Below are 22910 nucleotides of genomic sequence, written 5' to 3' on the forward strand. Positions count from 1 at the left end.
CGCGGCCGCGCCCCCGGGACCTCAGACCGAGCCCGGGGGCGCGGCCTTTTCACGTTGGCGGACATCCTGTTCAGGGGTGGCGGGCTGAACGCGGATGTCCGGGTGAGGCGGGTCTAGCTGAACGACACCGATGCGACGCCGCACACGGTGAGCCACGGGCCGGGATAGACCGGTCCGGTGGTGCAGGTCACGCTGGCGGTGATGGCGGTCGTCCCGGCGGGGATGGAGAAGCCGGTCGATCCGCTGAAGTCACCGGGCGGATAGTGGCCGCCGCTGCACAGGGCCGAGAACCCCACGGACGTGGCGTTGTCGGGCAGCGTCTTGGAGAACGAGAACGCGTGGTTGGCGGGAACGGCGACATAGCTGGGGGGCGACGAGGCGGGCGAGGTGGTGACCCCGACGCTGGAGGGGTACCAGTCGCGGGTGTCGCCGGAGTAGTTGACATTGAGACAGTCGACCGTGGCGTTCAGCACGGCGACGGTCGCGGAGGCGGGTTGCGCCATGCCCACGACGCCGAGCGCGCCGGTGGTGACGAGTGCGAACGCGAGCGCCAGTGACCGGCGGATCTGTGTTACGGCGAACATCGCCGTCCTTCCCGAGTGTTGCTGACAGCGGGCACCGCGATTCAGCATCACTCGTTCACCACGGTCAACAACCGGACATTTTCGACAAGTCCGTTACCGCCCCGGCGGGGGGAACCGAAGCGGGGGCCGGATTCACCCGTGGTGAGGGGAGCGGCCCGCGCGACCAGTGAGTAGGCGGGATCCGGCTCGGTTCGAGCCCCCGGGTCGTCGGCGTGGGCCGCGTTGAAAGGTTCAGGCGCCTAGGCTCCGGCGGTGTCCAAGGTCCCCAGGATCACGTCGGCCGTCTGGATCAGCCGTTGCACATAGTCGGCGTTCTCCCCGCGCAGCCCCGGCAGCAGCGTCCGGAGATCATCGGCAGATCCGCCCAGGATCGCGACCCTTCCCCCATCAAGGTCCCCGTCGTTCTGGACGTACGTCGACACGCATCCGGCGATGACCGCGTCGAGGTGCGGTACCGGCTCGCCGGCCGCGGTTTCCATGAAGCGCAGCCCAATGGGTAGAGGCGCGGCCAGGTGTTCTCCCCAGAGGTGGGAGACGGCCGCGTAGGCCTCAGATCGTCGGCTCAAGGATGTCGTACTGACGGTAGGGCAAGGGTGTGATCACGGTGAGGGATCCCTTCTCCTTGTGCTTCGCGGCTTTCCATAACGCCCCGAACGTCGCCTTCAGGTCTCTCAGCGGCTCGGGCTCCAGGCCGTTGGCGATCGCCAGACGGTGACAGACCACCACGAACGTGTGGATGAAGCGCCAGTCGGGCAGCACGTCCCGGCGTCCCGACAGGTAGTCGGACAGGGTCGAGTCGGGTAACCGGACCCATCCGGCGTTCTCTTCCTCGACGCACAGGGCGGCCGCAGCCTTCTCGACCTCTTTGAGTGACGGGTTGCCGGCGTCGACGCGCAGGCCGACGGCCGTGTCGCGGAGCAGGTCTCTGGAGGCCTTTCCGGCGAGCTCATCACGCATGGGGGTTCCGTTTCTGGACGCGGTGATAACCGTGACAATTGTGAGAGTAATGCCTGACGTGATGGCATGCACCATTGATTGTTGATTTTCAATCAGGCGGCCGATGTGCGGATATGGCGAGAAAATTCCGAGGGAATCCGCGTCCGTCCGAAGGCATCCGGCGACGTCCGGGAAGGCGGAAAATCGCAGGTCCGACGGCATCCGGCGGGGGGTGTGTATAAGTGGATCCGGAAGGGCGTCCGCCTGGAGAAGGGGAAGCTCACTGTGCGTAGCATCGTGCGGGTCACATTGATCGTCGCGGTCGGTCTGCCCATGATCGCGGGGCCCGCGTCCGCCGACGTCACGCCCGGCATCCGCGTCTACAACCGCATGGACGGCAGCCGTCTGGCGGTTCTGGAGAACGGCACCGCCTTCGGCCTGAGGTCGCCGACCTTGCACGACTCCACCGCGCGCTGGTCGGTCGACGAGCGGGCCGACGGCCACACCGTCTTCAGGAACGAACAGGCGGACAAGTGCCTTCAGCCGGGCACCGCCGCCCCCGCCCCGGGCGATCCCCTGGTCATCCGCGCCTGCGACGGTTCCCCGCTGCAAGATTGGTCGCGGCGGGCCGAGGAGACCCTCGCCGACTCGCCCACCGGGTGGGGGACGTTCCGGCCCCGGCTCGACCCGGGGCTGGCGATCGCCGTCGGGGAGCGCGGTTCGCTCCACCTCGACGCCGACCAGAACTCGACCGACCGCCTCTGGCGCCTGGCCAGGGGGACCAACACCTGGTGGTAGCGGGAACCGGCCGCGGTGCGGGGGCAGGCCGCGGCCGGTTACCCCCTGAGGCGGGACGGCCCTGGTTCCGTGACATGGAACGTGCTGTTTCGCCCTGTCCCGTCCCAGGGGTAACATCCGCCAGATGCGTCTCCTGCTCCCCGCCTTCCTGCTCGTCTCCGTGCTCCCGGCGGCTCCGGCCCAGGCGGCGGCCGTACAGACCGTCGGAAAAGGAACGCCCGCTAGCTGCACCTCGCAGGCCGTCGTGCGCGCGGTCGCCAGGGGCGGGACCATCCGGTTCAACTGCGGGCCGAAGCCGGTCACGATCAAGATGACCGCCACCGCGAAGGTCCGCAACACCAGCCGTGACGTCGTCATCGACGGCGGCGGCAAGGTCACCCTGAGCGGCATGGGCAAGCGCCGCATCCTCTACATGAACACCTGCGACCGCGCCCAGGTGTGGACCACCTCGCACTGCCAGGACCAGGCCACGCCCCGCCTCACCGTGAAGAACATCGGCTTCGCCGACGGCAACTCGATCGGCCAGGTCGCCGAGGGCGGCGGGGGTGGCGCGATCTTCGTCCGGGGCGGGCGGCTCAGCGTCGCCAACGCCACCTTCACCCGCAACCGGTGCGAGGCGAGCGGGCCCGACCTGGGTGGCGCGGCCATCCGCGTGCTCGACCAGTACAGAGACCTGCCCGTCACCGTCGTGAAGAGCCGCTTCACCAACGGGACCTGCGCCAACGGCGGCGCGCTGAGCAGCATCGGCGTCTCGTGGGTGATCCAGAACAGCGTCTTCACCGGCAACCGCGCGACCGGCTCGGGCGCGAACCCGGCCCGCAGCGGCAAGCCCGGCGGCGGCAGCGGCGGCGCCATCTACCTCGACGGCAACTACTTCACCGTCGCGATCACCGGCTCGACGATCCAGAACAACCGCGCCAACGAGGGCGGCGGCGCCATCTTCTTCGTCAGCAACGACAACTCGGGCACCCTGCGCATCACCCGCTCGAAGCTCCGCAACAACCCGAGCCTCGGCTTCGAGACCGCCGGCTTCCCCGGCATCTTCTTCAAGGGCAAGGGCAAACCCCAGATCACAGGCTAGAAGCTCTTCTTCTTCCGTTACGGCTCCGCCCACCCCGGCACCGCCCGCCGACCGGGGTCCGCGCCGTATCCTGACGCTCCTCGGCCGCGCCGGTGCGGGCCCGCGACGAGACATCTCTGGCCGCGAAAAAGCGCCCGGCACGCGAAGATGGCCGGGCCCCGGAGGGCCCGGCCACCCCTTCACTCCCCATTCAGGTGGCTAGGCGTTCCACTTCTGGTTGGCCGCGCCGGTGCAGGTCCAGATCTGGAGCCTGGTTCCGTCGGCGCTGGAGTTGCCGGTCACGTCGAGACACTTGTTGGCGGCGGGATTGACCAGGTCACGGCCCGCCGTGTACGTCCACTGCTGGTTGGCGGTGCCGCCGCAGTCCCACAGCTGGAGCTGCGCTCCGTTGGCGGTGCTCTGACCGGTGACGTCGAGGCACTTTCCGAAGGCGCGGATGGTGCCGTCACCCGGCCGGGTCCACTGCTGCGCGGCGGTCCCGTTGCAGGTGTAGAGCTGCACGGCGGCGCCGTTGGCGGTGGAGGCCCCGGCGACGTCGATGCACTTGCCGCCCAGGCCGGTGATCGCCCCGGCGCCGGGGTTGCCGGTGCCGCCGCCACTCTGCGTGCCCGTCCACGTGAAGGTCGCGGTCGTGCGCGCGGGCAGAGTGTAGGTGAAGGCCTGGTTGCCCCAGTTCACCCGCACCGACTGGGACGACGCGGTGCCGTTGTGGGCGATCAGGGCCTTGGTACCGTCGGTGTTCTTCCAGGCGACGTTCTGGACGGTACCGTTGGCGGTTGACTCGATGCGGGCCGCACCCGGCTTGACGAACTTGGTCAAATGACCCGTCGTGTAGTACTCGATGGTGTTGTCCACTTGACCCGCCCGCGCGCCGCCCTCCTGGACGGTCACGAGCCCGGTGCAGACGTCGCAGCCGCCGTTGTGCGGGCCCATGAACTGGTTGAGCGCGAGCGACCACTTGACGACGCTCTTCGACCAGTTACGGGTGTAGTTCACGATGTCCGACATGTCTTCGTTGTGCTGGTTGCCGACCCACGTGCCGCCCGAGTGCTCCGTGGAGAACTGTGGCACGTTCGGATACTGGTTGCGCACCTGGGTGCCGACGGCCGGGTCGCCGAAGTAGCCGTGCCAGGCGATGCCGCCGAACAGCGGGTCGTTGCGGACCGCCGCGTCGGCGAGGATGCCCGACCCGATCTGGCCGTAGTCGCCGTAGTTCCAGTCGTGGACGAGGACCTTGGTCGACAGGCCCGCCGCCCGCAGCGCCGGATAGAGGTGGTTCTTGGTGAGCTCGGTCAGGCCGGAGGCGTTCCAGCTCATGCCGGGGTAGTTCATCGCGGTCGGGTTGCCCGCCTGGCAGCAGTTGGGCTCGTTCTGCACCGAGATGTAGTCGACCGGCACGCCGATCGCCTGGTAGCTCTGGATGTATTTGACCAGGTACTGGGCGTACATCGGGTAGTACTGCGACTGGAGCCAGCCCATCTGGTCCATCCGGCCGTTGTCCTTCATCCAGCCGGGGGCGCTCCACGGCACACCCTTCACCCGCAGCTGCGGGTTGAGCTGCTTGGCCTGCTGGGTGAGCAGCCGCACGTTGGTGTCGTAGCCGTTGGCGCCGAAGTCGTTGAGGTTGCAGCAGGTGTCGTCGAGCGAGACGTTGCCCGGCCGGGACAGGTCAGAGGCCCCGATCGGGTTGCGCACGAACGACAGGCCGATGCCGTCGACCGGGTGGAACAGGCGGCGCATGACCGCGTCGCGCGTCGCGGCGCTGATGGCGCCACCCCGGAACAGGTAGGCGGTGGTGTCGGTGATCGATGCGCCGCCGCCCTCGAAGGTCTGGTACGTCGTGTTCTCATTGACGGTGATGTTGTGGGTGGCCCCACCGGCGGTCGTGCTGAAGGTGACGGGAGACTGCTGCTGGAGGCCGCGCGTGACGTTGCGGCCGCCGCCGTCGGAGGTCGTGGTGAGCCAGACGTTGACGGTCTCGTTGGCGGCGTACGCGGGGGCGCTCAGCAGTGCCGCGGTCGTGATCAGGGCGGCGCCGAACGCGACGGCCCGGCGGCGATGGTGACGTAACACCGTGCTTCCTTTCGCGGTCCGCGGGACGCCGGCTGGCGGACCTGAAACAAATGAAACAGGAAAGAAACCTTGCTGTGCGCCACAGCACAACACGCCCGACAAAACCTGTCAAGGTCAGTGTGAAACAAGTGGAACAGTCGGGACCGGTCCAGTGGATTCCCGCACGACGAGCTGACTGCCCAGGGAGACGTGCAGCGCCTCGACGGCCTCCTTGCCCAGGATCCGCATCAGCAGGGTGACCGCCGTGCGCCCCATCTCCTGCAGCGGTTGACGCACCGTGGTCAGGGCCGGGCTGGTCGCGCGGCTCACGTCGATGTCGTCGAAACCGGCGATCGACAGGTCGCGCGGGATCGACAGCCCCCGCTCGGCGGCGGCCCACATGGCCCCGACAGCCATCTTGTCGTTGAACGCCACCAGCGCCGTCGGCCGCTCGGGCAGGTCGAGCAGTTCGGCGGCGGCGCGGTAGCCGTTGCCGGTGTTGGGTTCGTCGACCGCTCTGGTCAGCTCGGGCGCGGGCAGCACCCCGGCCCCCGCCAGCGCCGAGGTGTAGCCGGCCAGCCGCGCCTCGGCGGCCAGCCAGTCGACCGGCCCGCCGATGATCCCGACCCGGCGGTGCCCCAGCCCGACCAGGTGGGCCATCACGGCCCGCCCCCCGGCGAAGTGGGCGGCCGACACCGCCGCCATGTCTCTGGCCGGGGGAGTGCGGGGGTCGACGACGACGAAGGGGAAGCCCTGGTCGCGGAGGCGTACAAGATCAGTGGGCTCTTCCGGAGGCAGGATCAGGATCGCGCCCGCGATCCCCGAGCGGCCCGGCAGGGTCTTCAGGATCTCGGCCGACTGGGCCGCCTCGCCCGCGTTGAGGATCATCTGGCGCCCGTGCAGGTCGATGGTCTCGGCCACCGAGGACACGATCAGCCCGAAATAGTCGGTCAGCAGATAGGGACAGCGGACGTAGACGGCCCCCGCCGCCTGCTCGGCGCGCGGCCGGGGCGCCTGGTCGCCGAGGCGGCCGACGGCGGCGAGCACCAGCTCGCGCGTGTGGGGCGCGACGTTGGCCTGCCCGTTGAGCACCCGGGAGACGGTCGCGATCGACAGCCCGGTCGCCGCCGCGACGTCGCGGACCGTCGCCCTGCTGTTCGACCTGTCCCTGGCCAACGCACCTCCAACAAATCCTCAAGCGGCCACCAAGCCGGTCATCATACAAAAGGGGCATGGAACTGACGCGCCCCAAACCGGCGGACGCCCAGGCGATCTACGACCTGATCGCCGACCTCGACACGAGCGTGGTCGGTCACCCCGACTGCACCCGCGACGACATCACCGACCTGCTGGCCGACCCCGACTTCGACCCCGCCACCGACGGCTGGCTCGCCTTCGAGGACGGCCGCCTGACGGGCTTCGGCCAGGCGCTGCGCAAAGGTCGCACAGACGAGATCATGGTCGATGTCCGAGCCCGCACGACCACCGCCGCCGACGCCCTGTGGGAACAGGTTCTCGCCCGCTTCACCGGCGTCACGGCGGAAATCGGGGTGTACGCCCAGGACACGGCGCAACGGGAGGCCGTCGAATCCCGCGGCTTCACCCACGCGACCAGCTTCCACCGCATGCGCATCGACCACGCCGAACAGCCCGAGGTGGAGTTCCTCCCCGGCGTGACCGTCGAAGCGGGCGCCGCCGAGAAGGAGCCGATGCTCCGAGAGGTCCACCGCGTCCTGGAAATCGGCTTCGCCGAGCACTTCGGCGCCTATGAGCGCACCTACGACGAGTGGTACGAGTCGCGCGAGGCCTCCAGCTCCAACGACTGGGGCCAGATGCTGCTGGCCCGCGTCCACGGCAAGCCCGCCGCCGCCCTGATCGGCACCGACAACTTCGTCCCCGACGAGAACTGCGGCTACGTGCTCCGCCTGGCGGTCCTCCCCGAACAGCGCGGCCGTGGCCTGGGCAGACTCCTGCTCAGCCGCGCCTTCGCCGCCGACTTCCGGCGCGGCCGCGTCGGCACGATCCTGGACGTCGACTCGAACAACGTCACCCCGGCCCTGGGCCTGTACACGTCGATGGGGATGCGCCCCTACCTGACGCTGGACATCTGGAAGACCCGCCTCTGACCCTAGGGACGCATGCGCGAAAGTCCAGGGTCAACAAGGCCGGGTGCGGCGCTGACAATGCGAGCATGAACTCGTTGCGTGCGCTCATCGCAGTGATCGTCGTGATGGCGGGGGTGCTGCTCCCGGCGGGCCCGGCGTCGGCCGGGCTCTGGCAGTTCACCGACGGTTTCGAGGGGGACAACCCGAACCTGAGGTGGTCCTTCACCGATCAGGGCGAGTGTGGCGTGCCCCTCTACGGCAACATCGGAGGGCAGCCACGCACGGGAACCAGGTCCGCCGTCGTCTATTCCGGCCCCTCCGCCGGATGGTGCGCGATCGGGCGGACGATCCGGCTCTCACCGGTGGCCGCCCACCCGGGGTCGCGGTGCGGCATGGGAGTCTGGGCCAGGGTGTCCAACAACCCCGCCACCCAGCTGAACGTGGAAGTGATCGATCCGGCCACGTGGACGTATCTCGCGCTGGCCACGGTCACCTCCGACGGCACGTCGGGCTATCGGCAGGTGACGGTCACCTGGAACGCGTGGCAGGCCGACGTCGTGCTGAGATTCGCCACCGTGCACGTGGGCGGTGCGGGGCCCGGGGTAATGGCGCGGACCGAGCTCGACGACGTCCTGGTGCAGTGCTTCTACTGACGAAGCCACCCGGCCGCCACGGCCGACGCCAGCGCGGCCGCGGCCAGGCAGACCATGGTGACGGCGATCGATCCGCTCGACAGGAACAGCGTCCCGAACGCGGCGACCCCCACGACCTGCCCGAGCTGCAACATCATCGCCAGCAGACCACTGGCGTCGGGAGCGTCGGCCGGCGCCACCTTGGCGAGCGCGACCGTCATGAGCGGACTGAACGCCCCCGCCATCCCCGCCCCGGTCACGGCCAGCACGATGAGCAGGTAGGGCATCCCGTGGCCGCCGCCTTCGAACACCGCCGCCAGCGCCACCAGCCCCGCGGCCACCACGACGGAGGCTGAGACGATCAGCCGCCGGTGCAGCCGGGCGGGCACCCGCTTCCAGTTGAGACTCACCAGCGCGAACGCGGCGGCCATCGGCACGAAGGTCAGGCCCGCTCGGAGAGGGGAGTCGTGCAGGTCGTTCTGGAGGTGCAGTGCGTTGGAGAACAGGAATCCGCCGTACACGGCCATGACCCCGAAGATCGCGACCCCGGCGGCCACGAGCCCGGGAACCCTGAGCAGATGCCCGGGGATGAGCGGATGCGCGACCCTGCGCTGAATCACCACGAACCCGGCGAAGACCAGCGCCCCCGCGACCATGAAGAGCCACCCGCGCTCCAGCACGAGCGGAACCACGACGAGGCTCGTGGCCAGCGACAACGTGATGAGTCCCGGCAGATCGAGCCCCCGCCCGGGTTTCGGCTCGTCGGCGGGAAGATTCCTGGCCCCGAGCCAGAGCAGCACGAGCCCGATGGGAACGTTGACGAGGAAGATCGGCCGCCACGAGGAGCCGAACAGGTCGAGCGTGACGAGCAGCCCACCGAGGATCTGCCCCCCGACCGCCGCGAGGGAGATGACGGCGGCGTAGATGCCGAGCGCCCTGGCCCGACCGGCCTGAGGGACGCTGACCTGGATGAGACTGAGCACCTGCGGCACCATCAGAGCGGCTCCCGCGCCCTGAAGCAGCCGGAAGACGATCAGCGTGGCGGCGGTGGGGGCGATCCCGCAGAGCAGCGACGCGGCCGTGAACACCGCGAGCCCGGCGAGGAACCACCGGCGATATCCCGACCGCCCGCCGAGCCGCGCGCCGGTGATGAGCAGCATGGCGTAGGCGATCGTGTACCCGGCGACGACGAGTTGAAGCTCCGCTCCCGATGTCGCGAGATCGGCCTGGATGGTGGGGGCGGCGACGTTGACGATCGACACGTCGAGGATCGCCATGAACTGACCGGTCAGGATGAGGCCCAGGAGGGGGCGCGACCGGGTTTCGACGATGGTCATGCCTTGTAGGGTGACGTTACGCTTATCCAGTTACTAAGAGCCTGCTTATCCTGGTATTGGGGCTACCACTCATGGTGCGTGCCGAACTTGCGGCCTTCCTGAAGAACCGGCGTTCACGGATCTCGCCCGAGGACGTGGGCCTGCCGCCGGGGACGCGGCGGCGGACGCCCGGATTGCGGCGCGAGGAGCTCGCGCAACTGGCCGGGGTGGGGGTGACCTGGTACACGTGGCTGGAGCAGGGGCGGCCGATCAACGTGTCTTCGCAGGTGCTCGACGCTGTGGCCCGCACTTTGAAGCTCGACGCTACCGAGCGGGAGCATCTTTACCGGTTGGCCGACGTGCCTGGTGGGGTGGCGGGGGATCCGGACGGGGAGCAACTGGATCCGGCGGTGCGGGACATCCTCGACGGGCTGTCTCCGCTTCCCGCTGCTGTTTACAACGCGCGGTATGACCTGCTGGCGTGGAACGAGGCTTATGCGGCTCTGTTCTGCCGGTTGGTTTCTGTGCCTCGGTGTGAGCGGAACGCGCTGTGGCAGACGCTGACCGGGCCCCGGTGTTGCGCGGTGATGGTGAACCGGGAGGAGGAGTTGCCGCAGATGGTGGCTACGTTCCGGGCTGCGTATGGGAGACATCTGGGGGAGCCGGCGTGGACGACGTTCATCGACCGGCTCACTGTCGAGAGTGCCGAGTTCGCGCGGATGTGGGCGGCGCATGACGTGGCGCGGTCGTGGACGCGGAACAAGATCATGAAGCATCCGGCGGTGGGACTGCTGAACCTGATCAGCACGAGCCTGACGCTGGGAGCGCCGGCGGAATCGCGGATCGTGGTGTACACGGCGGCGGACGAGGCGAGCCGGGCGAACATGGAATGGCTGTACGAACACAAGCCCGGCCTCGACCACGAGCACTGATACGAATCTCCCCATTCTCTGGATGCCTTGCCGATACCGTGATCCCGGAAATCACATGCGGCATTTTCGGGAGGGTCGAGATGTGCATCTGGAGGCGGCCGGTCGCCATTCTTACCATGGCTGCAACGATTATTTCGGCTGTGCCGGGAAGCGGTCCGGAACGGGTCGCGCGATACGCCTATGCGACGTCGAAGAATGTGATCATCACGCCCGGCCGTATTCTCGCGACGATCCCGCCGGAATGGTCGGTCCGGCAGCTGGAATGGTCGCCCGATGGAAATCGGCTCGCCTGGCTGATGAGTAGCGGCACCAGTAACGCCGGCCAGATCGTGCTCGCCTCCACACGCGACGACGGTGCCACTCAGACCTGGGCGTGCGTGTGCGAGCGGATCGCATTCCGGGGCGGTGCTCTGGTGTCCGACGACCAAGCCGCGGAGAAAGCCGAATTGCTCACCTATCCGGAAACCGGCGATGTAGGACGGCTGAGCCTCACCGAGGGAAATTGGCCGCCCCTGTCGATCGTCGGTGCTACAGGGCAGACCGACGGAATCGTGCTCCGCGAAGACGAGAAGGTGTCGGGCGGCCCTCAGCGGATGTACCGCTTAGGGGCCGACGGGCGGTTCTTCCCGCTCGCGATCAGCCGGGGCTCCCGGCCGCCGATCGACGTGACCTTCGACCGCGAAGGTGGACGAATGGCCTATGTGGCGCACGGCCATGGTGGCATTTGCAACAACAACGGCACTCCAGTGATCCTCGACCTGGCTTCAGGCCGGCAGGTCATGCCGGAACCCCCTCCTCTGAAGGGGATCCGTAGATGGCACACCCGGGCCATCTGGTTCGATCTGCCGGGAGATGTGTACGCGTCACTGATCCCGGGGCCCGACTGCGCCGACACGCGTGCGCATGTCGTCGAGCCGGAGATCTACCGGCTCCACGGCGATCAGTGGATCCCCACGGGCGACCGGGCGATCTGGCGGGACTACGGGCCCGATGGGCGTCACCTCACCCTTTCCGGCCTGGTCAGAGTGGACACGGTGGGCATCACTGACGTGGGGCCGTTCACCCTCGAACCCGGTGGCGTCGGTGGGGTCACCGCGGTCGCCTGGTCGCCTACGGCACCCAACTAGGGTTCGTGGGTTGCCAGCCGCCCGATGCGATCCGTTTCCCTCGCGCCCATCCGACGGGCTTGTTCCAGATCCCGCCGTAGTAGACGTCGCGGTACCCCGAGAAATCGTTGCCGTCGGCGTAGGCGGTCAGCCGGAACGGCTTGCCGTTGTCGTCGATGGTCGTCGGAATGATCTTCCCGTTCGACAGGGTCTCGATCCGGATGACATATTCGCAGTAGTACCGGGTGACCTGCGCGTATACCCGGAAGGTGATGGGCTCGTCCTTCTCCAACCGAACGTCTTTGGCGTCCTTGAGATAGACGCCCCGCATCTGGATCCGGCCGTTTTCGTCTTTAACCGGACTGCCGGCTTCGTCCACCAGCACGGAAGCCGCTTCAGGGTTGGGCTGATCGAGGTCGAATCCGACCTTGGCGATCTCTGAGAGACCCTGGTTGGGGTTGCTCAGAATCGAGCCGTCGAGTGGATCCTCGCACGAGGACATCGCCCTCATGCCCACCAACGTCACGGGTGTGGCGTGATTGCCTTTGATCACGATCCGGGTCTCGATCTGGCCGACGTAGACGCCGCCTTTCGCCAGTATCCAGGCGTGCTGGTCGTCGGTCTCGTCCAGTTCCTTCAACTGCGTCGGCGTGAGCCCGAGTGGCTCTCTGGTGGCCCAGATGCTCGAGTCGTCACTGGGCTCGATGCGAACGAGGTCAACCGTGATCGGTTGCTCGCTGCCGCTTGAGGGGGGCGCGGGGGGAGGCGTGGGTTTGCCGCCCGAGTCCGGAGCGGGCTTCTCGTCGGAGTCGAACGAGACGGCCGCGAGGCTCGCCGCCGCCGCGATGACCGATACAGCGATCGCGATTCGGGACTCGATCCGACGTCGGTCCTGCTGGGCGTAGATGCCCACCAGAATCCCCGTCAAGGCGACCACGGCGAAGATCATGCGTATGACCGGCGACCAATCCAGAATGCCAGAACAGACGAATCCGGCTATTCCGGCAAATACCAGAAAACCGGCACCGATCATTCTTCTGGTGTTCGGTTTCTTTGGAGGTCGGGTCCTTCTGGGGGGCATCCGGTTTTCCCTTTCGCTTCGAACGAAGGGAATGACGCGTGGGGCTGGGGTGAAGTTGGCCGCCAATCGCGCCTGGAGCTCCATTTAATCTCGCGAAAAAGGGCGGCCCCTGGGGAGAGGGGCCGCCCTGGTTCTTCAGTGGACGACTACCGGCCGATGGCCAGGCACGTCGCCGTGGCCTTCTTGGTCGGGTCGCTCTCCGACGTCGCCGTCAGCTTGATCGTGGCCAGCAGGCTGCCGCCCTTGGCCCTGATCGCGTGCACGGGCACCGTCACCGTCTTGCCGAACTCGGCGCTCGTCAGGAAGTTCGGCACGTTGACCGACCAGCCCTTCCCGTTCACCGTCGTCGACAGCCGGTACACGTCGCTCTTCGTGTACGCCGACACATCCTCAGGATGCGCGGCAGTAGAGGTAGCGGTCTTGCCCGTGTTGGTCAGCGGGAACTTGCAGGTCGCCATCCCATCGCCCAGCGTGATCCCAGCGGCAGGAAGAACGCGAACGCCACGCTTCTGCGGCCCGGACCCGTCAAGGGAGCGGATGGCCACCTTGTAGGAAAGGGTCCCGTCCTTCGCGCGACGAAGGTCGAGCACGTAGAAGTGCAGCCGGTTGGCAGTGTCCTCGAACTCGTATTCAGACCCGGAATCGGCGCCGGCCTTGAACAGGGCGTCCGACAGCTGCCGGTAGTCGCCGATCGTGATGGGAACGGCCGTCCCGTCGGGGAGGACGTAGTCGGTCATGCCGATGTCCTGCGGGTTGGCGTCGACGACCCACTCGAACGGGGCGGAGTCCTGGTCCTTGGTCTTGGCCAGCAGGACGCCCGAGTCCGGCGTGAACGAGTCGGCGCCGACGCGGTCGACGACCTCGACGGTGTAGTTGTTGTAGTTGCCGCCGTCGCACAGCGGGTCGGTCTGCCACTGGCAGGCGGGCGACTTGTCGCCGGTCTGGAAGGCGACGTTGACGCCCGACAGGCCCTTCTCGCCCGCCTGGATCGCGCGTGCGGTCACGTCGGCGACCACGAGGCCCGACTCGTCGAGCTGGTCACGGTTGAGGCGCAGCACGTTCTGCTCGTCGACCATGTTCAGCTTGATCTTGTTGCGCAGCATGTGCTGGGCGCCCATCGAGCCGCCGCCGGTCGGCGGGATCAGCCAGCGGCTGTGCGGGCCGCCCGGACCGTTGAAGCTGCCCCGGCTGAGCATTTCCCAGATGCCGGTGTACGCCCGGCGTACCGGAACCCCGTAGGGGTTGTTGTAGTTGTCGGCGATGCCGAAGATGTGCGACAGCTCATGGGCGTACACGCCCATGCCCGAGCTCTCGGCCTGGACCGAGTCGACGCCGAAGCGGGCGTTCGGCCAGAAGGTGGAGCCGGCCTGCCACGAGGTCCAGTCGACGTAGCGGGTGGGCGACCAGTTGGGCAGGGCGGGGTCGTCGGGACCGAACTCGTCGGTCACGTCCTCCTTGGTCGGGAACTTCATCATCCCGAATTCCTGCCAGGTGGCCGACTCGTCCTGGCCCGCGCTCAGGTAGAAGACGAAGTCGTAGTCGTCGACGACCTCCGGGCCCACGGCGGTCAGCCACGCGGAGTTGCCGTCGTTGCGCAGGTTCTTGTTGCACGTGTCGCCGGCCGGGCACGAGTTGCGCTGATACTCCATCGCGTACTCGTGGTCCTTGCCCGGCATCTGGTACGGGCCGAAGCCGGTGAGCTCGACGCCGATGCGGCCGCCCGAGTCCTCCATCCAGTACTCGTGGATGGTGTGGCCCTTGTTCAGGTCGTTCGGGGTGTTCAGGAAGTCCTGGTAGAACTTCGCGACCTGCTCACGCGGGACGTCGTGGGCCTGCGCCGACGGGTTCTTGAACACCGTCGAGCCCTGCGGCTGCGTCACCACGAACGGCTGGTTCGGGTAGTCCAACAGGACCAGGGCGCCCTTGAAGGTGCGGTCGCTGCCCTTGACAGTGGGGTCGTTCCACTTGGTGCCCGGGGGCTTCTTGTAGTCCGACCACGTCATGTTGTCGGGGTTTTCCCAGTTCTGCGGGTCGATCGGCTTCGGCATGTCCGAGTGACCCCCGAGCGTCCGCATCATGGCGGCCGGCTCGTCCTGCTGCCAGGGCTGCGTCTGGGGCCAGTGGTTGTACCGCCACGGGGTCTCCGGGTCGGGGAGGGGTTCTGCGGCGAACGCTTGGGTGGCGTTCGTTAAGGCGAGGGGTGCAAGCAGTGCTGCCGCGACCAGCAGCCTGAAAGGGCGTTTCATAAAATGTCACGTTATACATGCTTGTTTGGGGGATCAACAGTCACTCTGTTATGACTGGTGTCATGTTCAGTCCTCCCAGGGAACTACCAGACGATCTTCTCCGTACCGTGATCGCGGAGTCATGGAATCTGGACCCGGCGGGCCTTGACTACGTCCCTCTGGGCTTCGGCAGCCACCACTGGAAGATCGGCGAGGCGTGGTTCCTGACGGCCGACGAGAAGCCGTATGAGGCGCTGGCGTCGGCGCTGAGTGCCGTTCCCCCCTCGGTCGGGGTCGCTCCGATCGGGCCTCTGGTGGCGGTGGGGAGGTGGACGCTCCAGCTCTATCCGTACATCACCGGAGAGTCCTTCTCGTGGGGTGAGTTCAGCTCGCCCGAGCATCGCGCGGAGACCCTGCGCATGGTCCGTGAGGTGCACCGATCGCCGTTCTGTCAGGCCCGGTTTGACACGTTCCAAGTACCCGGCCGCGACGCGACACTGGCCTTCGCCCCGGGGCCCGGGCCGTTCGGAGTCCGTGCGGGTGATCTGCTCGCGAAGCACAAAGACAAGATCGCAAGCCTCTGGGGCCGGTACGACCACCTCGTCCACGACGCTCTGAACCTGCGTGACCGGATGGTGCTCACGCACGGCGAGCCCCATCCGGGGAACACGATGCGCACCGCCGACGGATGGCGGCTCATCGACTGGGACACCGCGCTGATCAGCCACCCCGAGCGCGACCTGTGGCTGCTCGATGAGACCGAGGGTGCGCTGCCGTGGCTGCTCGACCTCTACCGGCTGCGCTGGCGGCTCAACGACGTCGCGATCGAGGCGACCAGGTTCACGAAGCCGCACGGGGACGGTGAAGACGACTCTTTCGGCTGGACGATCCTCCGCGACAACCTGGATGATCTCTGAGATGGACCGAACCTTCGACCTCGACGAGGCCGACGCCCTGATGCCCGAGGTGCTGGCCCGCGCCGCCGTCCTCGTCGACCTGCGCGCCGACCTGGCCGAGCTCACCCACGACCTGCGCACCGGCGGCCACTCCCGGCTGGGCGGGGTGGCCGAGGCGAAGGGGCTGGAGGCGCGGCTGTCCGAGTCGTTCGGCTGGTTCACCGAGACCGGCATCGAGGTGAAGGGCATCGCGCCGTTCCTCATCGACTTCCCCTCGGTGCTCGAAGGGGAGTCGGTCCGGTTGTGCTGGCTGGAGGGCGAGTCGTCGCTGGCCTGGTATCACCTGACGACGCTGGGCTTCCCCGGACGCCGCCGCCTGCCCTAGCCTCCCTGCGTCCAGATCGTCTTCCACTTGGAGCACTTGTTCACGGGCTTCTTCGACGTGCCCCGGCAGACCTGCGCGCGGATCTGGAGCGCTCCACCGACGTTCTTCCTGAAGGTCCCGGTTCCGGCGACGCAGTTGTAGATCCCGTGCGTCTTCCACTTGCCGTTGACCGGGCTCATGGCCTTGATGAGGACCCACGAACAGCCTTTGCCGCGCGAGTCGTCGAGGTTGCCGGAGACGAAGTAGCCCGACTGGCCGGCGGTGATCCTGCCCCAGGCGGTCGCCCACCCGTCGGTCGAGTGGATGCCGCCCCATTTCCAGACGCCGGGTGCGGCGTGGGCGGGGGTGGCGGCGGTCAGGGTCAGCGCGGCGGCCGCGACGGCCGTGAGGATGCGAAGTTTCACACCGTCATGGATAGCCCGGCCGACTTGTGACCGGCTTGTGGGCTAGTGGGGGTCGTCGCCGGTGTATTCCTCGTCGTAGTCGGGGTCGAGGCTGCCCCAGACGGTGCCGTAGCGCAGGGTGACCAGGCGGCCGACGGCCTCGTGGGCGCCCAGCGGGGCCGAGCAGTTGTAGTTCTCGGTGAGGGCGCTCACCCGGTCGGCGTCGGCCTCCGGACCGATGATGAACGGGGCCAGGGCGATGCGGGAGGCGCCGATGTTGCGCAGGCGCTCTGCGGCGTCGGCGACCGTGGGGCGGCCGTCGAAGGCCGCGGGAACGACCGGGAGGGCCAGCCGCGCGGCCAGGAGGACCGCGGTCGCGTCGGCGCCCCGGGCCGACTCGTCGCCGCCCACGGTGGCGACGATGATGCCGTCGACGGGAGAGGTGACGTTGAACAGGCGGATGCGGTCGGCGCGGGCCAGGCCGCGCTCCGCGAGGCGCACGTGCAGGGCCTCGGCGAGCAGCGGGTGGGGGCCGAGCGGGTCGGTGACCACGACGTTGGCCTCACTCTCGCGGGCGGCCTCGCGCACGGCGCGGACCACGCGGGGGTGCGGACCGGTGACCAGCGGCACCACGATGGCCGCGTGGCCCTCGGCGGTGCGGGCGTTGCCGATGGCGGCGAACTCCTTGGCCGCGTCGGCGCCGCCGTCGCTGAGCGAGATGAGGCGCAGGTCCAGTGTCGGGTTGTCCACGCGAATCGTGCTCGCCAGTTCGGTCACGACGTCGTCGATCGCGCCCGGGACCGCGAGCACCAATACGGGCGCGTCGGGAGGCAGCGAGACGGGCAGCGGGCGCCGATGGCGGCCGCCTCCACCCGGGCGGGACGAGCGCTCCCGTGTGGGGAGCTTCGCCGGAACGTCATGACCTTCGTTCACACCGGCGGATTCTAGGACCAAGCGGGCGATTTCGTGGAGTCGACGGGCCGAGTCGTTCACAGAGAGGACCATTGATCCCATGATCACTGTCTTCGGCAGCGCCAATATGGATCTTGTTGCGTACGTGAAAAAGGCCCCTGAGCTGGGAGAGACGGTATCAGGCCGGGAATTCCGCACGATCTGCGGGGGTAAGGGAGCCAACCAGGCGATTGCCGCCGCACGTGCCGGGGGTGAGGTCCGATTCGTCGGCGCGGTGGGCGACGACGGCTTCGGCCGCGAACTCCGCGAGGCGCTCGACCGGTCAGGTGTGGACACCGGCGGACTCCGGACCGCCGACGGCCCCTCGGGAATCGCCCACATCGTCGTCGAGGACGGCGGCGCCAACTCGATCATCGTCGTCCCGGGCGCCAACGGCACGGTGACCGAACGGGACGCGGTCGGGCTGTCGGGTGACGCGCTCCTGCTTCAGCTCGAACTGCCCATGCCCGCCGTCGTCGCGGCGGCCCGGAGCTTCCCCGGCCTCGTGGTGCTGACGCCCGCCCCGGCGGTCCCGCTGCCGCCGGAGCTTCTGGACGCCGTGGGGCTTCTTCTGCCCAATGAGCACGAAGCGGCCGCCATCACCGGTCTCACAACGCCCGAGGAGGCGCTGGAAGCCCTCCTGGAGCTGGTTTTGGAGGTTGTGGTCACAATTGGTGCCGACGGGGCGATCTACGGCTCACGGGACGGCTCACGCCTCCGCGTGCCGGGCCGGCCGGTCGAGGCGATCGACACGACCGCGGCGGGGGACACCTTCGCGGGGGCGTTCGTGGTCGCGCGGACGGAGGGCCGTACACCCCGGGAGTGTCTGGAGTTCGCCACCGCGGCCGCCGCGCTGTCGGTGCGGCGGCCCGGCGCGTCGACCTCGATGCCGACGCGGGCCGAGATCGATGCCGAAGTAGGGTGAGACCATGCCCGGCGCGGAGATCGTGGAGGCCGGCGGGCGCGAGGTGACGATCACCAATCCCGATCGGGTGGTCTTCCCGCGCACCGGCCACACCAAGCTCGACCTGGTCCGCTACTACCTCGCGGTCGGCGGGGGAGCCCTTCGCGGGGTCGCCGACCGCCCGACCGTGCTGAAGCGGTTCGTGCACGGCGTCGACGAGGAGCCCTTCTTCCAGAAGCGGGCGCCCTCGAAACGGCCCGAATGGGTCGAGGTGGCCGAGTTCCGCTATCCCAGCGGGCGCAGCGCCGAAGAGGTGATCGGGCGCGACCTGGCGACCATCGCCTGGTGCGTCAACCTGGGCTGCGTCGACCTCAACCCGCATTCGGTACGTTTCCCCGACATCGACCACCCCGACGAGCTCCGCGTGGATCTCGACCCGGTCCCGGGCGTGCCGTGGGAGGAGATCATCGAGGTCGCCCTGAAGGCCCGCGACGTGCTGACCGAACACGGCCTGACGCCCTTCCCGAAGACCTCGGGTTCGCGCGGGTTCCACGTCTACGCGCCGATCGAGCCCGGCTGGACCTACCCGCAGGTGCGCAAGGCCGCCGAGGCGGTGGCCCGCGAGGTCGAGAGCCGGGCGCCGGAGATCGCCACCTCCCACTGGTGGAAGGAGGAGCGCCAGGGCGTCTTCGTCGACTTCAACCAGAACGCCCGCGACCGCACCACGGTCAGCGCCTACTCCGTCCGCCCGACCGGCTGGGTGTCGACCCCACTGACCTGGGACGAAGTGCCGTCATGCGATCCGACGGAGTTCACGATCGACACGGTCACGGCCCGCTTCGAGGAGCGCGGCGACCCGTGGGCCGAAATGGACCGCGCCACCGGTTCGCTCGACTCGCTCCTGGCGCTGGCGAAGGCGCAGGGACCGCGCCCCAAGAACCCGCGGAAGTTCCCGGTCATCGAGATCGCGCGGTCGGAGAAGAAGGAGCCGGCGCTCCAGGCCCTGGAGAACTGGAAGGCCAGGCATCCGGAAGCGGCCGCGCTGCTCCAGCCGGCCGACGTCCTCGTCGACTCCATGCGCGGCCGCTCGTCCACGTGGACCCGGATCAGGGTCAATCTCCAGCACGTGCCGGAGGAGCAGCGGCCCCCGCAGGAGCCGCTCGAAGTCGACTTCGACCCGTGGGCGTCGTTCCGAGGCGGGCCGGGGCGCGGTCCCCTTTAGCGCCCGCGCCCCGGACCGCGGATCAGCGCCCGGGGCCGTAGATGTCCCAGAGCTCACCGAGGAAGAAACTCCCGAACCTGGCCAGCGCGGCCAGGCCGTTCGGCCCCGTGGTCTTGAAGGTGGTCAGCATCCTCGCCAGGTCGGACGGCGAGATGTGCATGGTGCCCGAGCCGAGTGGCTTGGCCGGGTCGTCCTCCTGGACGTGGCCCTCGAGGAGCCGCGTGTGGAGGGTCGACGTGTCGAGCCACAGCCGGGTCGGCGGCCCGTGCTCGACGTTCTTGACGCCCGCCAGTGTGCGGGGCTGGCCCTCTCCGTCGTGGAAGTGCAGCAGATAGCGCATCTCCCGGCGATCGGTGGCCTCTCCGGGTGCGAAGAGGTTGAACCAGCCCCGCTCGATGGGACGCCGGCCCCCGCAGACAACGGCGTCTATCCATCCCTCGACCGTGGCCGTGTGGTCCGGTTCGGTGAGGAAGCGGTCGACATCGTCGGCCGTGATGGTGATCCGGAAGCTGATCGGGTCGCTGCCGTCGAGCGACCCGCGCATCTCCTCGGTGAAGGAGAGCGAGGTGACCGTGCGGATTCCCATCAGACGTGCCTTCTTCGTCGTGATCATTCGGTCTGCCAGTCTGGTCGCCAGCCGGTCGGCCATGGCCGCGATGGTCAGGGCCGGGTTGGCCCCCACCGGGCCGGGCATGGCGGCGCCGTCCGCGACGTACAGGCCCTCGTGGCCGAAGACCTGGCCGTCGGCGTCGATGACGCCCTCGCCGATGTGGCGGCCCATCGGGGCGCCGCCGAGCGGGTGGACCGTGACCACCCGCTTCAGCGGCGCGTCGGAGTAGTCGGCGCCCAGCACGTCGCCTATCCGGCGGATCGCGCCGCGCACCTGGTCGAAATATGCGTCGCTGGTCTCGGCCGTCCAGTCGAGAACCAGCCGGTCGCCGGAGAGCCGCAGTATGCCGTCGGGCACGTCACGGCCCATCGCCAGCATCGGCAGCGACCGGTCCGAGAGCTCGCCTCTCCCCATGAGGCGGGCCATCTCGGCCGACAGGTTGTGGTCGCGGGTGACCAGGCCCCGTACGCGCTCCAACGCGAACCTGACCGCCCGCTTGAACTCGTCGCCGACGTCGGCGGCCTCCGCTATCCAGTCGACGAAGGAGGGGAACCCGCCTTCCTGGATGTACGCCGACCCCGGCAACTTGACCACACTCGTGATGACCGGCCCCTTCGATGCCGCGACCGGCCGGTCTTTGGAACGCGTCAGGAACGCGATCAGATCGCCGTTGCCGGAGAACCGGGTGCCCAGCATGTGGCTCATGCCGGGCAGCGCGTGCCGGTTCGACAGCAGCAGCTTCACCGTCCCGTAGGTTCCGGCCGCCAGGACCAGCGCGTCGCAGCTGATCGTGTGCGGGCCGGTCAACGGGTCGTGCTGTACGTAGCCGATGTCATAGCCGCCCCCCGTGCGCGGCGTGATCGACTTCACCTCGTGCAACGTCCTGATGTCGGCGCCCAGGTGGTGGGCGGCGGCCAGGTAGTTGTGGTCGAGGCTGTTCTTGGCGCCCTCGTTGCAGCCGATGTTGCACTCGCCGCACAGGCGGCAGGTCCGCCGCTGCGCGTCGTGCAGGCTGCCGTAGCCAGGCTCGACGATCGGCAGGCCGAGGCCCGGCTCGGCGCCCGGCTTGGGGGCGAAGCTGACCGCCAGGGGCGGCAGGGAGAAGTCGAGGCCCAGTTCGGCCGCGGCGTCCTGGATGACCCGGGTCTTCAGCGTGTTCCGGAAGGCCGGGCGGTCGACCGGGTAGGTCGTCGCGCCGAGCATCCGCTCGACCTCGTCGTAGTGGGGGTCGAGGTCGGCGCGGCAGATGGGCCAGTGCTCGTAGCCGCCGCCGGGCAGCGGCGACTCGTGGACGAACGCCTTCTCGTCCTTGCGCAGCAGCACGTTGGCGTAGATGAGCGAGCCGCCGCCGAGACCGCTGGAGACGATCGAGTCGCAGGCGCCGAAGCTCCACACGTCGTACATCCCGTGCAGGCCCTCGGCCGGGTCCCAGAACGCGCGGCCCATCTGGGCGGGGCTGCGCGGGAAGCTGCCGGGCGGGTAGGGGCGGCCGCGTTCGAGCACGACGACCGACAGGCCCGCCTCGGCCAGCCGGTAGGCCGCGACCGCGCCGCCGAACCCGGAGCCGACGACGACCGCGTCAACGTGCTCCACGGCCGCTCCCGTGCTTGGCGATGAACTCCAGGATGTGCGGGAAGACGTCGCGGTGGGCGTTCTTGCCGATGATCGGGTCGACGTGGCCGTAGCCGGGGAGGATGCGCAGCTCGTGCAGGCCCGGGTTCTGCTTCGACATGGCGTCGTGGCAGACGATGTTGGAGTCGGTGAAGACGTGGTTGCGGTCGCCGGTGAGGAACAGCACCGGCACGTCGATCTCGGCCGCCGCCTTCAGGTAGTCCTCGGGCAGTTCGCGGAACCGGTCGTCGTGCCTGACCGCGTGGCCCGCGCGGGCCATCTTCCGCATGTGGCGGTAGTAGTGGACGCCGCTGGAGCCGAACAGGTCGGCCACCCGCTTGTGGGTCTCCTCGGCGATCATCTCGTGGCTCCACAGGCCCGGGTTGCCCGAGCCCCACATGAAGCTGATCATGTGGCAGGCGGGCTCGTCGCACTCGCGGTGGAACAGCGACACCATCTTGGAGATCATCCAGCCGCGCGTCATGACCGGCGCGTTGCCGAAGCGGGGGTCGAGGAACGGCACCCCGGCGATGTAGTCGAACAGGCCGGGACCGAACTCCAGCTTGACCCGCGACCAGGTCGGCACGTTCACCGACAGCGCCACGCTGTTGGAGGTGACGCTGGAGATGCCGTCGACCAGCCCGGCGGCCAGGCTCATCATGAACGACACCGACCCGAGGCACTGCGCGATCACGTGGACGCGCTTGTGCGGCCCGATGTGGCGGCGCAGCTCGGCCAGCCCGGCCGGGTGGTCGAACAGCGCGATGTCGTCGAGGGTGAAGCGGTTGCTCTCGGTGTCGTACGGGTGCCGGCAGCTCATCCGGAAGTCGAGTGACCAGACGTCGGTCAGCCCGTTGTTGAGCAGGTAGGTCACCAGGTTGGTGTGCTCCGGCATGATGAACATGTCGGTGGAGGCGGGCAGACCGTGCAGCAGCAGCACGACGTCGTCGGAATCGGCCCGGAAGAACCTGGTGAGTTCGAGACCGAGACCGTCGTCGGTCGGGAACGGGAACATGGTGATCTCGGCGTCGCTGACGCCGTCGTTGGTGAACCGGGCGATGCGCATGATCCGCCTCCTCTCGGGAACCACAATGCCAAGC

The 22910-nt window shown here is 68.5% G+C and carries 22 protein-coding genes; 10 read left to right on the top strand and 12 right to left on the bottom strand.

The annotated features are described in order from the left end of the window. Positions 1 to 113 precede the first annotated feature (113 nt). From ACYQ78_RS28820 to ACYQ78_RS28830, 3 genes are all read right to left on the bottom strand, one after another. Entirely contained in the window at positions 114 to 584 is a 471-nt protein-coding gene (locus ACYQ78_RS28820) for a hypothetical protein (RefSeq protein ID WP_459804079.1), read from the bottom strand. 239 nt (positions 585 to 823) lie between these two features. Further along, the gene (locus tag ACYQ78_RS28825) at positions 824 to 1063 is read right to left on the bottom strand and encodes a hypothetical protein (protein ID WP_459804080.1); all 240 of its coding nucleotides are present in this window, start codon (positions 1061 to 1063) and stop codon (positions 824 to 826) included. 70 nt (positions 1064 to 1133) lie between these two features. Continuing rightward, on the bottom strand, positions 1134 to 1541 hold the full coding sequence (locus tag ACYQ78_RS28830) for a hypothetical protein (RefSeq protein WP_066363907.1): 408 nt from the start codon (positions 1539 to 1541) through the stop codon (positions 1134 to 1136). A gap of 264 nt (positions 1542 to 1805) precedes the next feature. Between ACYQ78_RS28830 and ACYQ78_RS28835 the strand changes: the two genes are divergently transcribed. Beyond that, a complete protein-coding gene (locus ACYQ78_RS28835; protein WP_459804081.1) occupies positions 1806 to 2318 on the top strand; it encodes an RICIN domain-containing protein in 513 nt (170 codons plus the stop codon). Positions 2319 to 2442: 124 nt separating this feature from the next. Beyond that, positions 2443 to 3399, top strand: coding sequence for a hypothetical protein (locus ACYQ78_RS28840; RefSeq protein WP_459804082.1), 957 nt, complete (start codon positions 2443 to 2445; stop codon positions 3397 to 3399). 198 nt (positions 3400 to 3597) lie between these two features. Here ACYQ78_RS28840 and ACYQ78_RS28845 read toward each other — a convergent pair whose 3' ends face one another. Further along, the gene (locus ACYQ78_RS28845) at positions 3598 to 5472 is read right to left on the bottom strand and encodes a ricin-type beta-trefoil lectin domain protein (RefSeq protein ID WP_459804083.1); all 1875 of its coding nucleotides are present in this window, start codon (positions 5470 to 5472) and stop codon (positions 3598 to 3600) included. Between the two features lie 114 nt (positions 5473 to 5586). Beyond that, positions 5587 to 6627 carry a LacI family DNA-binding transcriptional regulator gene (locus ACYQ78_RS28850; RefSeq protein ID WP_459804084.1) on the bottom strand — a complete coding sequence of 347 codons (1041 nt, stop codon included), beginning with the start codon at positions 6625 to 6627 and terminating at the stop codon, positions 5587 to 5589. 56 nt (positions 6628 to 6683) lie between these two features. On the opposite strand from ACYQ78_RS28850, the gene ACYQ78_RS28855 reads away from it, so the two are divergent. Together ACYQ78_RS28855 and ACYQ78_RS28860 are read left to right on the top strand one after the other, a co-directional pair. Beyond that, positions 6684 to 7577, top strand: coding sequence for a GNAT family N-acetyltransferase (locus tag ACYQ78_RS28855; protein WP_459804085.1), 894 nt, complete (start codon positions 6684 to 6686; stop codon positions 7575 to 7577). A gap of 65 nt (positions 7578 to 7642) precedes the next feature. After that, on the top strand, positions 7643 to 8209 hold the full coding sequence (locus tag ACYQ78_RS28860) for a hypothetical protein (RefSeq protein WP_459804086.1): 567 nt from the start codon (positions 7643 to 7645) through the stop codon (positions 8207 to 8209). On the opposite strand, the gene ACYQ78_RS28865 is transcribed toward ACYQ78_RS28860, so the two are convergent. Beyond that, positions 8203 to 9525, bottom strand: a complete 1323-nt coding sequence (locus ACYQ78_RS28865; protein ID WP_459804087.1) for an MFS transporter — start codon at positions 9523 to 9525, stop codon at positions 8203 to 8205. The two genes, ACYQ78_RS28860 and ACYQ78_RS28865, sit on opposite strands and share 7 nt — an antisense overlap. Before the next feature lie 71 nt (positions 9526 to 9596). On the opposite strand from ACYQ78_RS28865, the gene ACYQ78_RS28870 reads away from it, so the two are divergent. Together ACYQ78_RS28870 and ACYQ78_RS28875 are read left to right on the top strand one after the other, a co-directional pair. Further along, positions 9597 to 10436, top strand: coding sequence for a helix-turn-helix transcriptional regulator (locus ACYQ78_RS28870; protein ID WP_459804088.1), 840 nt, complete (start codon positions 9597 to 9599; stop codon positions 10434 to 10436). A 116-nt stretch (positions 10437 to 10552) separates the two neighbouring features. After that, a complete protein-coding gene (locus tag ACYQ78_RS28875; protein ID WP_459804089.1) occupies positions 10553 to 11563 on the top strand; it encodes a hypothetical protein in 1011 nt (336 codons plus the stop codon). Here the strand turns inward: ACYQ78_RS28875 and ACYQ78_RS28880 are convergent. Then, complete coding sequence (locus tag ACYQ78_RS28880) at positions 11547 to 12575, bottom strand: hypothetical protein (protein WP_459804090.1); 1029 nt, start codon at positions 12573 to 12575, stop codon at positions 11547 to 11549. The genes ACYQ78_RS28875 and ACYQ78_RS28880 overlap by 17 nt on opposite strands. Before the next feature lie 194 nt (positions 12576 to 12769). Next, the gene (locus ACYQ78_RS28885) at positions 12770 to 14869 is read right to left on the bottom strand and encodes a M6 family metalloprotease domain-containing protein (RefSeq protein WP_459804091.1); all 2100 of its coding nucleotides are present in this window, start codon (positions 14867 to 14869) and stop codon (positions 12770 to 12772) included. 107 nt (positions 14870 to 14976) lie between these two features. Between ACYQ78_RS28885 and ACYQ78_RS28890 the strand changes: the two genes are divergently transcribed. Continuing rightward, positions 14977 to 15765 (top strand): phosphotransferase, encoded by a 789-nt coding sequence (locus tag ACYQ78_RS28890; protein WP_459804092.1) that lies wholly within the window; start codon positions 14977 to 14979, stop codon positions 15763 to 15765. Position 15766: 1 nt separating this feature from the next. Next, the gene (locus ACYQ78_RS28895; protein ID WP_459804093.1) at positions 15767 to 16129 is read left to right on the top strand and encodes a DUF2203 family protein; all 363 of its coding nucleotides are present in this window, start codon (positions 15767 to 15769) and stop codon (positions 16127 to 16129) included. On the opposite strand, the gene ACYQ78_RS28900 is transcribed toward ACYQ78_RS28895, so the two are convergent. Together ACYQ78_RS28900 and ACYQ78_RS28905 are read right to left on the bottom strand one after the other, a co-directional pair. Continuing rightward, a complete protein-coding gene (locus ACYQ78_RS28900; protein WP_459804094.1) occupies positions 16126 to 16533 on the bottom strand; it encodes a hypothetical protein in 408 nt (135 codons plus the stop codon). The two genes, ACYQ78_RS28895 and ACYQ78_RS28900, sit on opposite strands and share 4 nt — an antisense overlap. 42 nt (positions 16534 to 16575) lie before the next feature. Next, positions 16576 to 17445: a sirohydrochlorin chelatase gene (locus tag ACYQ78_RS28905; RefSeq protein ID WP_459804095.1), complete on the bottom strand. Its 870-nt coding sequence runs from the start codon at positions 17443 to 17445 to the stop codon at positions 16576 to 16578. Between the two features lie 79 nt (positions 17446 to 17524). Between ACYQ78_RS28905 and ACYQ78_RS28910 the strand changes: the two genes are divergently transcribed. Then, positions 17525 to 18388 (top strand): ribokinase, encoded by an 864-nt coding sequence (locus ACYQ78_RS28910; protein ID WP_459804096.1) that lies wholly within the window; start codon positions 17525 to 17527, stop codon positions 18386 to 18388. Positions 18389 to 18392: 4 nt separating this feature from the next. After that, positions 18393 to 19589 carry a non-homologous end-joining DNA ligase gene (gene ligD, locus ACYQ78_RS28915; RefSeq protein ID WP_459804097.1) on the top strand — a complete coding sequence of 399 codons (1197 nt, stop codon included), beginning with the start codon at positions 18393 to 18395 and terminating at the stop codon, positions 19587 to 19589. Between the two features lie 22 nt (positions 19590 to 19611). Here ligD and ACYQ78_RS28920 read toward each other — a convergent pair whose 3' ends face one another. Both ACYQ78_RS28920 and ACYQ78_RS28925 read right to left on the bottom strand, forming a co-directional pair. Next, the gene (locus ACYQ78_RS28920; protein ID WP_459804098.1) at positions 19612 to 21792 is read right to left on the bottom strand and encodes an FAD-dependent oxidoreductase; all 2181 of its coding nucleotides are present in this window, start codon (positions 21790 to 21792) and stop codon (positions 19612 to 19614) included. Beyond that, on the bottom strand, positions 21779 to 22876 hold the full coding sequence (locus ACYQ78_RS28925; protein WP_459804099.1) for an alpha/beta hydrolase: 1098 nt from the start codon (positions 22874 to 22876) through the stop codon (positions 21779 to 21781). Before ACYQ78_RS28925 ends, ACYQ78_RS28920 begins: the two co-directional genes overlap by 14 nt. Positions 22877 to 22910: the final 34 nt, after the last annotated feature.

The sequence above is a fragment of the Herbidospora sp. RD11066 genome (assembly GCF_054661255.1).

Bases quoted from the DNA above. Each gene is read 5' to 3' on its own strand.
- ACYQ78_RS28820 (WP_459804079.1), bottom strand. From the start codon at position 584: ATGTTCGCCGTAACACAGATCCGCCGGTCACTGGCGCTCGCGTTCGCA.
- ACYQ78_RS28825 (WP_459804080.1), bottom strand. From the start codon at position 1,063: ATGGAAACCGCGGCCGGCGAGCCGGTACCGCACCTCGACGCGGTCATC.
- ACYQ78_RS28830 (WP_066363907.1), bottom strand. From the start codon at position 1,541: ATGCGTGATGAGCTCGCCGGAAAGGCCTCCAGAGACCTGCTCCGCGAC.
- ACYQ78_RS28840 (WP_459804082.1), top strand. From the start codon at position 2,443: ATGCGTCTCCTGCTCCCCGCCTTCCTGCTCGTCTCCGTGCTCCCGGCG.
- ACYQ78_RS28855 (WP_459804085.1), top strand. From the start codon at position 6,684: ATGGAACTGACGCGCCCCAAACCGGCGGACGCCCAGGCGATCTACGAC.
- ACYQ78_RS28860 (WP_459804086.1), top strand. From the start codon at position 7,643: ATGAACTCGTTGCGTGCGCTCATCGCAGTGATCGTCGTGATGGCGGGG.
- ACYQ78_RS28865 (WP_459804087.1), bottom strand. From the start codon at position 9,525: ATGACCATCGTCGAAACCCGGTCGCGCCCCCTCCTGGGCCTCATCCTG.
- ACYQ78_RS28870 (WP_459804088.1), top strand. From the start codon at position 9,597: ATGGTGCGTGCCGAACTTGCGGCCTTCCTGAAGAACCGGCGTTCACGG.
- ACYQ78_RS28875 (WP_459804089.1), top strand. From the start codon at position 10,553: ATGGCTGCAACGATTATTTCGGCTGTGCCGGGAAGCGGTCCGGAACGG.
- ACYQ78_RS28880 (WP_459804090.1), bottom strand. From the start codon at position 12,575: ATGATCGGTGCCGGTTTTCTGGTATTTGCCGGAATAGCCGGATTCGTC.
- ACYQ78_RS28885 (WP_459804091.1), bottom strand. From the start codon at position 14,869: ATGAAACGCCCTTTCAGGCTGCTGGTCGCGGCAGCACTGCTTGCACCC.
- ACYQ78_RS28895 (WP_459804093.1), top strand. From the start codon at position 15,767: ATGGACCGAACCTTCGACCTCGACGAGGCCGACGCCCTGATGCCCGAG.
- ACYQ78_RS28910 (WP_459804096.1), top strand. From the start codon at position 17,525: ATGATCACTGTCTTCGGCAGCGCCAATATGGATCTTGTTGCGTACGTG.
- ligD (WP_459804097.1), top strand. From the start codon at position 18,393: ATGCCCGGCGCGGAGATCGTGGAGGCCGGCGGGCGCGAGGTGACGATC.
- ACYQ78_RS28925 (WP_459804099.1), bottom strand. From the start codon at position 22,876: ATGCGCATCGCCCGGTTCACCAACGACGGCGTCAGCGACGCCGAGATC.